At 61.9% G+C, this 15,237-nt stretch carries 13 protein-coding genes; 4 read left to right on the forward strand and 9 right to left on the reverse strand.

Annotated elements, in window-relative coordinates:
• Nucleotides 1-9: 9 nt before the first annotated feature.
• Entirely contained in the window at nucleotides 10-840 is an 831-nt protein-coding gene (locus AB8B02_RS03840) for an ABC transporter permease (RefSeq protein WP_439063154.1), read from the forward strand.
• Between the two features lie 5 nt (nucleotides 841-845).
• Nucleotides 846-2,501, forward strand: coding sequence for a dipeptide ABC transporter ATP-binding protein (locus tag AB8B02_RS03845; protein WP_439063155.1), 1,656 nt, complete (start codon nucleotides 846-848; stop codon nucleotides 2,499-2,501).
• 50 nt (nucleotides 2,502-2,551) lie between these two features.
• On the opposite strand, the gene AB8B02_RS03850 is transcribed toward AB8B02_RS03845, so the two are convergent.
• From AB8B02_RS03850 to AB8B02_RS03890, 9 genes are all read right to left on the reverse strand, one after another.
• On the reverse strand, nucleotides 2,552-3,529 hold the full coding sequence (locus AB8B02_RS03850; protein WP_231077759.1) for a Bug family tripartite tricarboxylate transporter substrate binding protein: 978 nt from the start codon (nucleotides 3,527-3,529) through the stop codon (nucleotides 2,552-2,554).
• Between the two features lie 175 nt (nucleotides 3,530-3,704).
• Nucleotides 3,705-5,387 carry a nickel ABC transporter ATP-binding protein NikE gene (gene nikE, locus AB8B02_RS03855; RefSeq protein WP_439063156.1) on the reverse strand — a complete coding sequence of 561 codons (1,683 nt, stop codon included), beginning with the start codon at nucleotides 5,385-5,387 and terminating at the stop codon, nucleotides 3,705-3,707.
• The gene (locus tag AB8B02_RS03860) at nucleotides 5,387-6,235 is read right to left on the reverse strand and encodes an ABC transporter permease (RefSeq protein WP_068737405.1); all 849 of its coding nucleotides are present in this window, start codon (nucleotides 6,233-6,235) and stop codon (nucleotides 5,387-5,389) included. Before AB8B02_RS03860 ends, nikE begins: the two co-directional genes overlap by 1 nt.
• A complete protein-coding gene (locus tag AB8B02_RS03865) occupies nucleotides 6,232-7,263 on the reverse strand; it encodes an ABC transporter permease (RefSeq protein WP_439063157.1) in 1,032 nt (343 codons plus the stop codon). Before AB8B02_RS03865 ends, AB8B02_RS03860 begins: the two co-directional genes overlap by 4 nt.
• A gap of 115 nt (nucleotides 7,264-7,378) precedes the next feature.
• Entirely contained in the window at nucleotides 7,379-8,995 is a 1,617-nt protein-coding gene (locus AB8B02_RS03870) for an ABC transporter substrate-binding protein (RefSeq protein WP_439063158.1), read from the reverse strand.
• 150 nt (nucleotides 8,996-9,145) lie between these two features.
• The gene (locus tag AB8B02_RS03875) at nucleotides 9,146-10,576 is read right to left on the reverse strand and encodes an NAD(P)-binding domain-containing protein (protein ID WP_439063159.1); all 1,431 of its coding nucleotides are present in this window, start codon (nucleotides 10,574-10,576) and stop codon (nucleotides 9,146-9,148) included.
• Nucleotides 10,573-11,331, reverse strand: a complete 759-nt coding sequence (locus AB8B02_RS03880; protein ID WP_439063160.1) for an SDR family oxidoreductase — start codon at nucleotides 11,329-11,331, stop codon at nucleotides 10,573-10,575. The genes AB8B02_RS03875 and AB8B02_RS03880 overlap by 4 nt, the downstream gene beginning before the upstream one ends.
• 4 nt (nucleotides 11,332-11,335) lie before the next feature.
• Complete coding sequence (locus tag AB8B02_RS03885; RefSeq protein WP_439063161.1) at nucleotides 11,336-12,310, reverse strand: NAD-dependent epimerase/dehydratase family protein; 975 nt, start codon at nucleotides 12,308-12,310, stop codon at nucleotides 11,336-11,338.
• A gap of 145 nt (nucleotides 12,311-12,455) precedes the next feature.
• Nucleotides 12,456-13,202 carry a GntR family transcriptional regulator gene (locus AB8B02_RS03890; RefSeq protein ID WP_231077753.1) on the reverse strand — a complete coding sequence of 249 codons (747 nt, stop codon included), beginning with the start codon at nucleotides 13,200-13,202 and terminating at the stop codon, nucleotides 12,456-12,458.
• Nucleotides 13,203-13,407: 205 nt separating this feature from the next.
• Between AB8B02_RS03890 and AB8B02_RS03895 the strand changes: the two genes are divergently transcribed.
• Both AB8B02_RS03895 and AB8B02_RS03900 read left to right on the forward strand, forming a co-directional pair.
• The gene (locus AB8B02_RS03895; RefSeq protein WP_439063162.1) at nucleotides 13,408-14,412 is read left to right on the forward strand and encodes an ABC transporter substrate-binding protein; all 1,005 of its coding nucleotides are present in this window, start codon (nucleotides 13,408-13,410) and stop codon (nucleotides 14,410-14,412) included.
• An 8-nt stretch (nucleotides 14,413-14,420) separates the two neighbouring features.
• On the forward strand, nucleotides 14,421-15,236 hold the full coding sequence (locus AB8B02_RS03900; protein WP_231077751.1) for an ABC transporter permease: 816 nt from the start codon (nucleotides 14,421-14,423) through the stop codon (nucleotides 15,234-15,236).
• Nucleotide 15,237 lies beyond the last annotated feature (1 nt).

Raw genomic sequence — 15,237 nt, forward strand, 5'->3', positions numbered from 1 at the left:
GATTATATGATGTCTACGCTCAAATCGTTTCTCCGCCATCCCACCGGGATGATTGGTCTGATCGTCCTCCTCGCGGTGGTCCTCCTCGCGGTGTCGGCCCCGTGGCTGTTTCCCGACGACCCTTGGGACATGGTTGGCGCGCCGTTCCAGCCGCCGTTCAGCGAAGGGCTTTGGCTTGGCTCCGACATGCTTGGCCGTGACGTGGCTGCCGGCATCGCGCATGGCGCCCGCATCTCGCTGATCATCGGCGTCATCTCGACGCTAACCTCCCTGGTCATCGGTGTCACCATCGGCGCAACCGCCGGCTATTTCGGCGGCAAGGTTGATGAGGTGATGATGCGTATCACCGAGCTGTTCCAGACCATTCCGGGCTTCATTCTCGCAATCCTGCTGGTCGCGACCATCGGGCCGAAAATCTCCAATATCATCTTCGCGATCGGCATCGTCAGCTGGCCGCCACTGGCACGCCTGACGCGCGCCGAGTTCATGCGGCTGCGTGGGCGTGAATTCGTTCAGGCTGCGGTCTGCCAGGGCCAGCGTCCGCTGACCGTGGTGCTGCGCCGCATCCTGCCGAACGCGATCTCGCCGATTATCGTCACCGGATCGCTTGCGGTCGCCAGCGCCATCCTGATCGAGAGCGCGTTGAGCTTCATGGGTCTCGGCGATCCCAATCTGATGTCGTGGGGCTTCATGATCGGCGCTGCGCGCACCGTGATCCGGCAGGCGTGGTGGATGAGCGTGTTTCCCGGTCTAGCCATCCTGCTCACGGTGCTCGCCATCAATCTCGTGGGTGAAGGTCTCAATGACACGCTGAACCCCCGTATCTCACGCAAGCGATAGTATCCATGACCGACAAAACACTGCTTGCCATCGAGAACGTCTCTATCAGCCTGCCGCCGGGCGCAGATCGTCCTTTTGCCATCGAAGACGTATCGCTCACCGTCAACCGCAACGAAATCGTCTGTCTGGTCGGCGAGTCCGGCTCCGGCAAGTCGATGACCGCGCATGCGATCCTGCGACTGCTGCCCGACCGAACGGGCGTTGCGCAGGGCAGCATCAGCTTCAATGGTAACGACATCGCCAAGGCCGATGAGCCGACAATGCGCAAGCTGCGCGGCGGCGCGATCTCGATGATTTTCCAGGAGCCACTCAGCGCGCTCAATCCGCTGGCCCGTGTCGGCCAGCAGATTGCGGAATCGATCATCACACACACCAAGCCGACGCCGTCCAAGGAGGCGGTGGATGCGCGCGTGCAGGAACTGATCCGCGACGTCGGTTTGCCGGATCCGGTGGCGCTCGCGCGCAGCTTTCCGTTCCAGCTCTCGGGTGGCCAGCGCCAGCGCATCATGATCGCGATGGCAATGGCCAACAATCCGGCGCTGCTGCTGGCCGACGAGCCGACCACCGCGCTCGACGTGACCACGCAGAAGCAGATTCTGGCGCTGGTGAAGAAGCTGCAGTCGGAGCGCGGCATGGGCGTGCTGCTGATCACCCACGATTTTGGCGTTGTTGCCGATGTCGCTGATCGCGTCGTGGTCATGCGCAACGGCCGTGTCGTTGAGCAGGGCACCGTCGACGAGGTCCTGCGTAATCCGAAGGACGATTACACCAAGAGCCTGATCGCCGCCGTCCCCGGCGCGCGCTCGCTGACCAAAGCCGATCGCAAGATCACCGGTGAGCCGTTGCTCGATGCGGTCGGGCTGAACAAGACCTTCATCACCAAGCAGGGCATGTTCCTGCCGCCGCGCCGGACCGATGCAGTACAGAATATCTCGCTCGGTCTGAAGGCGCGCGAGACCGTGGCCATCGTCGGCGAGTCCGGTTCGGGCAAGTCCACGCTGGGTCGGTTGATCATGCGGCTGATCGAGCCTGATACCGGCTCGGTGCATTTCGATGGCAAGGATCTGCTATCACAGCGCGGGGAGAAATTGCGCCAGATGCGCCGCAAGATTCAGATCGTGTTCCAGGATCCCTTCGCGGCTCTCGATCCGCGGCAGAAGGTCGGCGACGCGATTGCCGGCGGCCCGATTGCCTATGGCACGCCCTCCAAGGAAGCCATGGCCGATGCCAAGCGCCTGTTGGCCCGCGTTGGCCTACAGGAGAGCGCAGCCAACCGCTATCCGCACGAATTCTCCGGCGGTCAGCGCCAGCGCATCTGTATCGCGCGTGCGCTGGCCCTGAAGCCTTCGGTGCTGGTCGCAGATGAAGCCGTCTCGGCGCTCGACGTGTCGGTGCAGGCGCAGGTGCTGCAGCTTCTCGCCGAACTGCGCGAGGAGATGAACCTCGCCATGATCTTCATCACTCATGACTTGCGTGTCGCCGCTGAAATCGCCGACCGCATCGTGGTGATGCGGCGCGGCGAGATCGTCGAGCAGGGCGAGACGCAGAAGATCTTCCAGAACCCCAGCGACGCCTATACGCGCGCACTGCTGGATGCGATCCCCGGCCGCGCGATGTTCGCCGGTCCGGGTGCCAGGCAGGCGGAAGTCGTTTCCGTATAAAATCAAGCCCGCCAGACTCTGCGTCTGGCGGGCTTCGTAATTCTACCAGGTCAATCCAGCTTGACGTTGGCCTCGGTCACGACCTTGCGCCAGCGCGCCACCTCGGCCGACACCATCTTGCCGAAGTCGGCACCGGCCACATCGGGCACATCGGAGCCGTTGCGTTCCCACGCTTCCTTGATCGCCGGCACCTGCAATGCAGCTTTCAATTCCTTCGCCATGCGCTCGACCACGTCGGGCGGCGTGCCCTTGGGGGCGAACAGCCCGTACCAGGTGGCGACTTCATAATTCGGCAAACCGGCTTCCGCCGCGGTCGGCAGATCGGGGAAGGCTGCCACGCGCTTCGGAGCGGCAATCGCCAGCGCGCGGAGTTGCCCCGCGCGGATTGGCGCGGCGGACGAGCCGAGACCGTCGAACACGACGGGGACGTGACCGGCGATCAGGTCCTGCATTGCCGGTCCGGCGCCGCGATAGGGCACGTGCTGGATCTTGGTCTGGGTCAGGATCTTGAACAGCTCGCCGGCCAGGTGATGCGTCGTGCCGGCGCCGGCCGATCCATAAGAGAGCTTGTCCGGGTTGGCCTTCGCATAGGCGATGAATTCACCCAGTGTCTTGGCGGCGACCTTGTCTGGATTGACCACGATAACCTGCGGTGGTCGTGCGATCAGCGCCACCGGGATGAAGTCTTTCTCGATGTCATAATCGAGGGTGGGATAGAGCGACGGGGCGATCGCGTGATGCGCGGCGCCCATGAAGAAGGTGTAGCCGTCAGGCGCCGCCTTGGCAGCCGCCGAAGCGCCAACCGTGCCCCCGGCACCGGCGCGGTTTTCGATGATGACGCGCTTGCCGAGCTGGGTGTCGAGCTGCGCCGCCAGCGGCCGCGCAAAGGCATCGGTGCCACCACCGGCGGCGAAGGGAACGATGAAGGTGACTTGTTTCTGCGGCCACTGGGCGTGCGCGCCGGTCGTGATCGCAGAACAGCTCGCCATGACGGCAAGCAAGGCAACGTGAACGGCTTTGATCCGCACGGAATCCTCCCGATTTTATTGCGTCATTGGGGACGCTTGGTCTTATGTTCTGCGAGATAAGGCGCGGATGCAAGGTATCCGGCGCCGGTACAACTCACACTATAGTCGGTATGGTTACGCCAATGGAACCGGACAAGGCCGACAGTTGGGGCCTTTCGCCGCTGGCCACCCGCGGCTAGGCGCCGGCGGCCATTTTTTCCGCGGCGATCATCTCGATATGCGGAACTGCATCGACGAGCTCGCGGGTATAGGAGGTTTTCGGGCTGTCGAACAGCTGATGACTCTCGCCTTCTTCGACGATGGCGCCGTTGCGCAGCACGATGGTCCGCTGACACATCATGCGCACGACGTTGAGATCGTGGCTGACGAACAGGAAGGCGAGATTGTCTTCGCGGCGCAGACGGTCAAGGAGCTGCAACACCACCGCCTGAACGGAGACGTCGAGCGCGGCCGTCGGCTCGTCCAGCACCAGAAGCTTCGGCCGGCAGGCAATCGCGCGCGCGATGCCGATGCGGGCTTTCTGGCCGCCCGATAGCTGGTGCGGAAACCGTTCCAGCAGATTGGCGGGGAGGCCGACGCGGTGAGCGCATTCGCCGACGCGTTGGCGCAGCTCCGCCCCATTGCGCATGCCGAGCAGGCGGATCAGCGGATGCGCGATACAATCGAAGGCGTTGAAACGCGGATTAAGGCTGTCGTTCGGATCCTGGAAGACAATCTGGATCTCGCGGCGCTGCGGCGCCTGGTGGAATTCGCGCGCGGGAATATGGCTGATTGACTGCCCATTGAAATTGATGACGCCTTCGGTCTGATCGAGCAAACGGCAGATCATGCGCGAGGTCGTACTCTTGCCGGAGCCGGATTCGCCGACAAGTCCAACGCTTTCGCCAGGCGCAATCGCCATCGAGAAATTCTCGACGCCAACAGTGCCGTCGTCGAAACGTTTGACGAGATCGAGAACTTCCAGCAGCGGCGGCGTGCCATGCGCCGGCTTTGGCGGCGGAGCGAGGGGGACGGCCGGTACCAGCAGCTTCTCGTCGTCGGTCACGAGATCCTCGACCCGCGAGGTTGCGGTTGGCGACGCTGCGACGAGCCGCTTGGTGTAGGGATGCTGCGGCGACCGGAACAGCGTCAGGGCGTCGGCCTCCTCGACCAGTCTGCCCTGTTCCATCACCACGACGCGGCGGCAATAGCGGGCGGCGAGGCCGAGATCGTGGGTGATGAGGATCGTCGCCATACCCCGCTCGGCGGCGATGCTGGCGAGGAGATCCATCACTACCTTTTGCGTGGTGACATCGAGGCCGGTGGTCGGCTCGTCGGCGATCAGCAGCGCCGGATTGCTGGAGATCGCCATGGCGATCATGACGCGTTGGCACATGCCGCCAGAGAGCTCGTGCGGATACGCGTTCATCCGCTTCTCTGGATCGCGGATTTTCACCGCCCGCAGCAATTCGAGGGATTGCGCGCGTGCCTCGGAGGCGGAGATCTTGCGATGCGCCAGAATGGCATCGGCGATCTGCTGGCCGATGGCGCGGATCGGGTTCAGCGCGCCGCGCGGATTCTGGAAGATCATGGCCATCGCCGAGCCGTGCATCTCGCGCAGGCTGGCGCTGGTCATCTTGGTGATGTCGCGATCACGGAAACTGATGCGGCCGCCGGAAATTTTACCCGATGTATCCAGCAGGCGCGTCATCGCAAAACCCGTGACGGATTTTCCGGAGCCGCTCTCACCGACGATCCCCAGCGTTTCGCCCTCGGCAAGCGACAACGAAATTCCGCGCACGGCCTCAACCGGGCCGCGGCGCGTTGAAAAGGTGACCTGAAGATTCTCGATATCGAGCAGCGGTTTTGGTGTCGTCATCACGTTCGCTGTCTCGGATCAAGAATATCACGCAGCCCGTCGCCGAGCAGATTGAAGCAAAGCACGGCGAGCATCAGCGCCAGGCCGGGAAACGCGACCAGCCACCATTTGCCGGTGGAGATGAAACGCGCGCCTTCAGCGACCATAATGCCCCATTCAGGCGTCGGCGGCTTGACGCCGAGCCCGATAAACGAGAGGCCGGCAGCATTGATGATGGCCCAGCCGAGATTGAGCGACATCTGCACTACCATCGCAGGCAGCACATTGGGCAACAGAAAGCGCAGCACCACCGAGACATGGCTGTCGCCGCAAGCGCGAGCGGCCTCGACCCAGCCGAGGTTGCGGCGCACGTTCACTTCTGCGCGTGCAAAGCGGATATAGAACGGCAGGTTGATGATTGCGGTGGCGATCACGATGTTCTCGACGCGATTGCCGAGGGCAGCGACCATGGCCATGGCCAGCACGAATAGCGGGAATGCCATCAGCACGTCGACGAAGCGGCCAACAGCGCGATCCAGCTTGCCGCCCGAATAGCCGCAGAGGGCGCCGATGACAGCGCCCAGCGCAAAGGAGATGCCAACCGCAGAGACGGCGATGGCGAGGTCGAGCTGTGCGGCGACGATGATGCGGCTGAACACATCGCGGCCAAGCTGGTCGGTGCCGGCCCAATGCGCAGCACTCGGCGGCATCAGCGCATTCTGAACGTTCGATGCGATGGGATCATAGGGTACGATCCACGGACCGAAGATGCCGACAAAGATCAGCAGCGCGGCGCCGATGGCGGCGATGCCGGTAATGGGATTGCCGCGCAGGATGAAGGCGGCGTGTTGAAGTGTTGCGCTGCTCATCCGATGGAAATCCTGGGGTCGGCGATGCCATAGAGCACATCGACGACGAGATTGACGATAACGAAGACCGACGCCATCAACAGCACGAAGCCCTGCACCGGTGCATAGTCCGACGACAGCAGCGCATCGAGCGCGTAGGAGGCGACGCCTGGCCAGGAAAACACTTTCTCCACCAGCACATTGGCGCCGAGCATGGTCGAGAACACGATGCCGGCAATGGTGATGACAGGCAGGATCGCATTACGCAGCGCATAGGTGACGATGATGCGCCACCATGACAGCCCGACAGAACGCGCAGTGCGAACGAAGTCGCTGCCGAGCGAGGCCAGCATCGAGGCGCGGGTGATACGCGCCAATGGCGCGATAACAAACAGCGCCATTGTACAGGCCGGCAGGATCAATTGCTTGAATGCGGCCCACCAGCCATCGAAGTCGCCGGCGAGCGCAAAGTCGATCAACAGGAAGCCGGTATGTGCGGGCGGCAGCGTCGTGAAGATATCGACGCGCCCGGTCGGATCGGGCGACACGCCGAACAGATAATAGAAGATATAGATCAGCAGCAGGCCCGACACGAAGGTCGGGACACAGACCCCGAGAGCGCAGAAGAGCCTCACGCCGTGATCGACCAGCGATCCTGGTTTCAGCGCTGCAAGGACACCCAGCGGGATTGCGAGAACAAGTGCGATCAGGAGTGCCGAGAAGGTCAGTTCGAGGGAGGCGGGCAGGCGCTCACGCAGGTCCTTGGTCACGTTCTGGCCCGTCATCAGCGAACGGCCGAGATTGCCGCGGCCGACGTCATAGAGATACAGGAAAAGTTGCTGCGGTACCGGCTTGTCGAGACCCATCTCCTTGCGGATCGTCTCGATCTCTTCCTTGCCGGAATTGGGCCCGGAAGCAAAGAATACTGCGGGGTCGCCGGGCAATACGCGCATCAGCAGGAAGGTGAAGATCAGCACGCCGAACAATGCAGGAAGCGAGGATGCGAAGCGTCGCGCTGCACGGATGGCCGTTGCGCCCAGTGTCGTCATGATCGGTTACTCGAAGCCAAGGGCAGCTCGCTGCAGTTAAGTTCGCAAGCTGCGTAGATCCGAAGCGCCGCTGAGGGGCGCTTCGGGATTCGCTCGCATGGTGCTGCTCGGAAAATCACTTCCGGCTGAGGTCGCGGTAATCGACCTGGCGATGGAACTGATAGGTGTAGCCCGTCAGGTTCGAGGCCATCACCGCGTCCTGGCTCGGCTGCCACAGCGGAATCTGGGGCATCAGGTCGAAATTCATCGCGTTCAGCACCTTGCCGTCGGCTTCGTACTTGGCCTTGTCAGCCTCGAAACGAGCCTTCTGCGCGACCGCGGTCAGTTCGGCATTGTCGATAGAGCTGTAGTTCCAGCGCTGATTGCCGGTGTAGAAGTTGCGGTAGAAGTAGTCGGTCGACGGCAGCCAGGCGACGATGCCTTCGGTGAAGAAGGGCAGCTTCTTCTCGGTGATCTGCGTCGACATCTGCGCATCTGGCAGCTTCTGGATATCGACCTTGATACCGATCTTGGCGAGCGATTCCTTCAGCAGTGCGGCCATCGGCTCAGCCGTGGCCGACTGGCCGACATTGAAGCTGAACGTGGTCGAGAAACCGTCCGGATAGCCTGCAGCCTTCAGATAGGCCTTGGCCTTTTCGAGGTCGAGCTTGATCGGCTGCTTGATCGGAAATGCACCGCTCGGCGGCTTGCCGTCGGCCCAGGTCGCGCCGGCCAGCAAATCACCGCGTCCGAATAGAGCGGCCTTGAACATATCGTCATAAGGCAGCGCATAGGCCACGGCGCGACGCACGTCCGGCTTGTCGAAGGGCGGCATCTGGTTGTTCATGGAGATGAAGGTGATGGCGTTATACTGCGGCGTCGAGATCACCTGCAGCTTGCCCTTGGCCTCTAACGCCTGCGCATCGCTGGCCTGCAGGTCGATGACGATATCGGCGTCACCCTTTTCAACCAGGTTGGCGCGCGTTGCCGGCTCCGGCACCGACTGGATGATCAGGCGCTTGAAGAAGGCCTGCTTACTGCCGGGCGCACGATTCCAGGCGTCATTACGCTTGAGGATGACCTGCTCGCCGGGCTTGAAGGTCTCGACGATATAGGCGCCGGATCCGGCGGTGTTTTCCTTGAGCCAGGCCTGTGCCCACGGATCTTCCTCGGTGGCGTGGGCCTTGGCGAGTTTCGAATTGATGATGATCGGATAGACGGTTGCGAGGTTTGGCAGGGCCAGTTTGTCCGGCTGCGGCAGTGTTACTTCGAATGTCGTGGGATCGATCACCTTGAACTGGCTGGCATCGGTGAGCGAACCGGTCAGCAGCTGCGCCTTGCCAAGGATCTTGGCGGTGACGGCGCGGTCGAGCGACCACTTCACGTCTTCGGCCGTGACCGGCGAACCGTCCTGGAATTTCGCATCGCTGCGCAGCTTGAAGGTGATTTTCAGGCCATCCGGGCTGACCGTGTAGGACTCTGCGAGTTCGCCGCGGATGGTGTCCAGATCGAACACCCATTTGCCATTCAGTTGCTTGCGGCCGAACGACACCAGACGATCATAGGTCGAGAGGCTGACAGCGAAGGCTTCGCGGGTCGAGCCGGGAATATTGGGATCGAGCGTGTTGACGGCGGCGCCGGTCACGTAACGCAGCGTCTCGGCGCGGGTCTGCGCCTTGGCAGGAACGGCAGCGGTGAAAAATGCCAGCGCTGCGGCGGCGCCGAGCATCTGCTTGGAATAGATCAGTCCCATAACCCTATCCTCTGAATTCGACGGAAACTCTGAACGGACTCGTCAGTGCCTGACCTGTCGAGCGACGCATCCACTGAAGCAAGGAACGCGCCAAACGATGGTCGATAGGTGCCAAGCGGAGAACTTTCCCCGTCGGGATAATTTGGTCCTTTAGCTTTTTGCCGCAGCTTCCGTCGCCCTTGCAATGGTCACTTGTGGAACGTCGTAGGCCTCGAACGCGGTCCAGTATCGCTCGATATCCGCGCGGAACAAGCCGCGCGTCAGACCATGCACCAGTTTCGGGATCGCGGTGGTCATCGCATTGATCGATGACCCCGACGGACCGAAGCTCATGGTGGACGCAATTGCGAAAAGATGGATGTCGGCGATCCACGGCGTGGTGCCGGGAAAGCGTTCCATCAGCGCGTAATCATCGCCGAGATATGGAAAACGGCCGAGGCGCGGGCTGAACTCGGTATCCGGCGGCTGGTAGCGATCAGACCAGATCGCGATATTGCCGGCGCAGCTCTGTAGCTCACGACGGCCTGCGAAATCCATGTCGATTCCGGTTCCGCAGATCACGAAGTCCGCGGTGAAGGTACCCTGTGGCGTCTGCAATGTAACTTGGTTGCCTATTTTTTGTGCCGACTGAACGGGCGCGTTTTCGTGGAGATGGAAGCCGGCATGCCGTGCACAGCGATCCCAGGTCGGCTGTGGGAAGCCTTCGCGCAAATCCATGAGCCGGCGCATGAAGCGCCAGCGCCAGGCATCGTCGAGTTCGCTGAAGTGACGCAGCAACCCGCGGAAGGTCAGCCAGTGATAGGGTTGCACGATCTGGATTTCCGCGCGGCGGCACAACAGGTGCACCTCAGCGCCGGCTTCGAGCGCGGTTGCCGCATTGTCGAAGGCGGATGCGCCGGCGCCGATCACGGCGACGGTCTTGCCGCGCAGGGCTTCGAAATCGATATCGGCGGATGCGTTCACACAAAGCGATGAGGGGAGGTGCCGAAGCTGCTCCGGAATCATCCAGTCGCCCATGCCTTCTTGGCCGGTGGCCAGTACGATCTTCCGCGCATGGATGGTTTCGATGCCGCCGGCGCTCTGTACGGTTGCTGCAAGCAAGCCGTTCGCGGCAGGTGCAATGTCGAGGACTTCGCAGCCATTGCGCACGGGCACGCCGGTAACGCGCCTGAACCACAGCAGATAGTCCGCCCAGTGGCCGCGCGGGATGCGGTCGAGGGCCTGCCAGTGATCCCTCCCGAACACGGCTTCGTGCCATGACTGATAGGTGAGAGCGGGGATATCCAGATCAGGGCCGGTGAAGTGTTTGGGGCTACGCAGCGTCGGCATGCGGGCGTAGGTGAGCCAGGGGCCTTCGCGGCCTTCGGCGCTTTTGTCGACAACGAGTATATTGGTGACCTGCGATCGTAGCAGGCCAAAGGCCGCTGTGACGCCGCCCTGGCCGGCGCCGACGATCAGCACGTCCAGCGCGGCTGTGCCGTCCGGCGCGGATTTCGGCTGCAGCCACGGCATGTTCGGATGGGCGATCTTGTGGAGATCGTCGCGGACCTGCGCTTCCAGCGCTGCGAGAGCGTCGCTCATGCTGCGAGCCATCCGCCATCGACCGGCATGACCGTGCCGGTCGTGAACGAGGATGCATCGCTCGCCAGATGCAGCGCGGTCTGCGCGACTTCTTCGGCCAGACCGAAACGCTTCATGGCGTGACGATTGCGCGAGGCATCGCGCACGGGTTCGGGGTCCGCATGGCGCGCGAAACTGCGGCGCAGCAGCGGCGTGTCGATCGCGCCCGGTGCGATCGCGTTGACGCGAATGCCGTCGGTGGCGAAATCCACAGCCATGGTGCGTGTCAGGCTGATGATCGCGCCTTTGGCTGCGATATAGGCGCTATTGCCCTTGCCACCGGCGATGGCGAGTTGTGAGGCCAGCGTGATGATCGAACCCTTGCCCTGTTTCTGCATCTGCGGGACGGCCGCGCGCGCCCATAGCCAGGTGCCGCCGACATTGGTGCGAAACACGGCGTCCCAATCTTCTGGCGCTGTCGTCACCACGGTGCCGCCGCAGGAAAAGCCGGCCGAGGTCATCAACACGTCGAGCTGACCGCGCCGCGCGACGATCTTCCCGACCACGGTCTGCGCAAAATCGCCGTCGCCGACATCGCCGACATGCATCGATGCCTCGTTTGCATTGGGCAGCATCGCCAGTGTTTCTTTCAACGCCGCCTCGTCGCGATCGACCAGTGCGACAAACGCGCCTTCCTGCGCGAACAGCCTGGCACTGGCCTGGCCGATGCCAGAGCCTCCGCCGGTGATGATTGCCGTACGCCCCTGAAGTCTCATGTCATCATCCTATGCTGTGCCGCGCCGACCAGTCGATCAGATCCGCGGCTGAGTCGGCGCAGCCGAATTTAGCGCGCCATCCGAATTCCTGCTCCAATCGCGCGACCGATAGCGGCGCCCTGTCGCTGTCACTGTGCAGATCGATGGTTGGGGTTTCGCCGACGCTGGCCAGGCGGCAAACAAAGCCCGGATGGGATTCCGCCAATTGCTGCCCCCACTCCAGCGCTGACCACGGCGTGGCGGTTGAGATGTTGTAGAGGCGATGCTGCGTCTTCGGCGCCTCAATCAGCAAAGTCATGGCATCGGCGACATCGGGCGCATAGATCCAGTCCCGCACGCCGGAACGGACCAGAATGGCGGCGCTCTGCTTCGCGTGCGCCGCGAAAATCTGCATCAGCGGGCTGAGCGTATCCCGTACGCCTGTTGCGCGCTCCCATGGTCCAAACACGGCGCTGAGCCGCACGCTGATGAAATCGGTCTGCCAGAGCGCGGCGAGGCGCGCGGCGACTTTTTCCGATGCAAATTTGGTGATCGCGTAGAGCGAGACGGGATCGCAGGGCAGCTCTTCATCGAGCAGGGGATATTTGAACGCCGAGGCGCCGTAGGCGCCGGCGGACGACAGATTGATCACGCGTTTGACGCCATGGCGGCGCGCTACTGCGAGAATCGGCGTTTGCGCCATCAGGTTGACTTGCAGGATGCTTTCCGGATCGGCGGCATCGCGCTCTGTGCTTGCCGTGATCGCAGCGCCGAGAACAATGGCATCGAAGCCGGTGGTGACGACACTGTCGATCAATGTCCGGTCGAGCACATCGCCGATGATCACCGAAAGCCTATCGCCATAGTCAGCGAAGGCAAGCTGCGCCGCCGGTGGCAGGCCCGAACGGTCGAACAGGGTCACCACATGGCCGCGCTTCAACAGGGCTTCCGCGATATTCAGCCCGACAAAGCCGGTGCCGCCAAAAACGAGAATCTTCATCGATCAGCCTATGAACCGCGGAGCGGTCCTTCGCCCCTGTTTGGACCATTGCGCTCCATGCCCCAAGCACGTTTTGCAGGCGCTTGGCGATTATGCGGTGTGCAGCGATACGGGCCCAGGCTTTATTCGTCGTGATAGAGGCCTGCTAGGTCTTCGCGTCGGTCGCAATCTGCAATGTCGCAAGAACGGCATCGCCGGTCTTGCGCGTATGCGCGCTGAGGGAGGCTGCAAATCCTTGCGCGTCGCGCGCGCGAAGCAGAGCCATGAAAGCCTCGTGTTCCCTTACGGATTCCGTCCACCGTGCCGCGTCATAATTGGCGGTGGCCCGTGCCCGATAGATATTCGCGTTCAACGTCGTCCAGATATTGAGGAGCACGGGATTCTTGGCGAGCCTGGTAATCTCGATATGGATGTCCTGGTTCAGCCTGAAATAGGCCGGGCGCGATGCTTCGCGATGAAGGGTAACAAGCTGGTCGTGCATCGCACTGAGCCGGGCAATATCTTCATCCGTCGCGCGCATTGCGGCCTCGGCGCCGGCAACGCCGTCCAGTGCGACCATGATCGCAAAGCTGTTTGCGATTTCTTCCCTGTCGACCGGGGTGACGACAGGGGTGCGGTGAGGGCGCAGTTCGATCAGCCCTTCGGAGGCTAGTATCTTGAATGCTTCGCGCAACGGTGTGCGCGATACGCCGAACGTTTCGCACAACATCTTTTCTGGCAAAGGGGCTCCGGCCTGGAGTTCGCCATCGACAATCATTTCGCGCACCTTCGCGACGAGTTGATCGTGCAGCGACATACGGTCCAGCGGCCGTTTTGAATGATCCGAGGAGAGCTTCAGCCGTGTCGGCTTGAAGCGCGTCCGAAGCTTCGCGCGTGGGGCAATCTCACTCATGGTTCAGTCTCTCGGGTGGCGAGGTTGCCTCCAAACGACATTCTTCGCCCAAAAATGCAGCATCGAAGTCAAGATAATAGTAATTCGTAGTTATTGATATTACTATATAATTTTATAATTGTATATCGTATCCGGATTGGCATGAGGCTTGCTGAGTGGTCGACGTATCGTGAATTCACCGCCACCCGCTCCGGAGATTGCGACGATGAAGAAAAATCTGCTCGGCATTCTGATTGCGCTTTGTTTGGCATCGATTGCCCCGACCGCGATGGCCCAGTCCGAGTCGGTGATCAAGCTCGGCTATGCGAAATGTGCGCATTGCACACCGATGTCACTCACCCCGCAATACGCCAAGGGCGTTCAGATCGATGCGGTTGGATTTAACACAGGCACGGATGCGCTGACTGCGCTTGTCTCGAAGAACATCGACGTCGCGCAGGTGACCTATCTTCATTATGCGATCGCGCTCGACAAGGGTTTCGACGTGGTCGCTATTTCCGGGCAGGTCAATGGCGGTTCGGCAATGTTGGTCGGTAATGATCTGTCGATCGTTCCGAATGACTGGGCTTCGCTCAAGAAAGTCATCGCCGACTACAAGGCAGCGGGAAAGCCATTCCGCGTCGCGGCGTCCCGCGGCAACGCGCAGGACATTCATATGCGCGGCGCCTTTGCCAAGCAGGGCATCGACATCAACAAGGATGTGCAGTTCGTCAACATTCCCAATCCCTCCGATCACCTTCAGGCTCTGCGTCGCGGTGAAATCGAATTGATCTGCACCGTGGAGCCCTTCGCCACCCAGATCCTTCAGGCCAAGGCCGCCAAGATGTTCGGCCTTCCCTACGATCAGGCTGCAGGAAAGCTCACCAACCTGATTCTGACGCGGTCGGATGTCGTCAAGGATAAGCCGAAGCAGCTCGAAGAGACCGTGCGTGCGGTTGTGAAAGTCGATGAATTCGTCGCGGTGGACAAGGGGGCTTTGATCGATGTGATCTCCAAGATCACCGGCCTCGACAAGGCCATCGCCACAGGCGCTGTCGAAAACCTCGATCCGGATCCGAAGATGTACCGTGCATCGGCGCTCGCCATCGCCGCGATGATGCGCGACCTGAAATACATCAATTCCGACGTCACCGCCGCGGTTGAGAAGAACATGGACTACCGCTTCCTGGAGGCTGCCACCGGCAAGCCGAAATCCGAACTCGGCTACTGAGCCCGGTCATGCCCCAGGCCCTCGCAATGTACAGGCGACTGGATCGGTATATCGTGCCGGTCCTGATCCTCGCCGGCTGGGAAGCGTTTTCCCGGTCCGGCGCACTGCCTGCGGCGCTGTTGCCGGCGCCTTCCACCGTGGCCTGGGCTTGGGCGGATTGGGTGTTCGGCACCGACGGCAATACCCAGACCTATAGCGGCAACTGGCTGTTCGACATGCTCGCCAGCCTGTCGCGCGTTCTCGCGGGTTTCGCCATCGCCACGGCGCTGGCCGTGTCGATCGGAGTCGCCATCGGATGGTCCCGCACTGTCGAGGTGATCATCGAGCCGACGCTGCAGACGCTCCGGCCGATCCCGCCGGTGTCGTGGATTCCGCTCGCCATCATCTGGTTCGGCATCGCCAACAAGCCGGCGATTTTCCTGGTGTTTCTCGGTGCGTTTTTTCCGATCCTGCTCAATACGATTCACGGCGTGAAGACCTGCGATCGCAATCTGATCCGCGCCGGCGCGATGGTCGGCGGCGGCAATCGCCAACTGCTGCGCTTCATCGTGCTGCCGGCCGCACTGCCCAGCATCTTTGCCGGTCTGCGGATCGGCATCGGCTCGGCCTGGATGCTGACGGTGACGGCGGAGATGGTCGCTGTGAAAAGCGGTCTCGGCTATGTGCTGTGGGATTCCTATTATTTCCTGCGCTACGACCTTGTGCTGGCTGCGATGGCCAGCATCGGTCTGCTCGGTTTTCTCAGCGACTTCGGCATCCGTCTCGTGATGGCGCGCGTGCTGCACTGGCAGCGCAACACGACGATCCAGAGCGGGGAGAGCTAGG

Origin of the sequence: Tardiphaga sp. 862_B3_N4_1, assembly GCF_051811085.1 — a bacterium.
Lineage (GTDB): Bacteria > Pseudomonadota > Alphaproteobacteria > Rhizobiales > Xanthobacteraceae > Tardiphaga > Tardiphaga robiniae.

Coding starts and splice junctions, on each gene's coding strand:
- AB8B02_RS03900 (WP_231077751.1), top strand. CDS start 14,421: ATGCCCCAGGCCCTCGCAATGTACAGGCGACTGGATCGGTATATCGTG.
- AB8B02_RS03870 (WP_439063158.1), bottom strand. CDS start 8,995: ATGGGACTGATCTATTCCAAGCAGATGCTCGGCGCCGCCGCAGCGCTG.
- nikE (WP_439063156.1), bottom strand. CDS start 5,387: ATGACGACACCAAAACCGCTGCTCGATATCGAGAATCTTCAGGTCACC.
- AB8B02_RS03875 (WP_439063159.1), bottom strand. CDS start 10,576: ATGAGCGACGCTCTCGCAGCGCTGGAAGCGCAGGTCCGCGACGATCTC.
- AB8B02_RS03880 (WP_439063160.1), bottom strand. CDS start 11,331: ATGAGACTTCAGGGGCGTACGGCAATCATCACCGGCGGAGGCTCTGGC.
- AB8B02_RS03860 (WP_068737405.1), bottom strand. CDS start 6,235: ATGAGCAGCGCAACACTTCAACACGCCGCCTTCATCCTGCGCGGCAAT.
- AB8B02_RS03865 (WP_439063157.1), bottom strand. CDS start 7,263: ATGACGACACTGGGCGCAACGGCCATCCGTGCAGCGCGACGCTTCGCA.
- AB8B02_RS03895 (WP_439063162.1), top strand. CDS start 13,408: ATGAAGAAAAATCTGCTCGGCATTCTGATTGCGCTTTGTTTGGCATCG.
- AB8B02_RS03890 (WP_231077753.1), bottom strand. CDS start 13,202: ATGAGTGAGATTGCCCCACGCGCGAAGCTTCGGACGCGCTTCAAGCCG.
- AB8B02_RS03845 (WP_439063155.1), top strand. CDS start 846: ATGACCGACAAAACACTGCTTGCCATCGAGAACGTCTCTATCAGCCTG.
- AB8B02_RS03840 (WP_439063154.1), top strand. CDS start 10: ATGTCTACGCTCAAATCGTTTCTCCGCCATCCCACCGGGATGATTGGT.
- AB8B02_RS03885 (WP_439063161.1), bottom strand. CDS start 12,310: ATGAAGATTCTCGTTTTTGGCGGCACCGGCTTTGTCGGGCTGAATATC.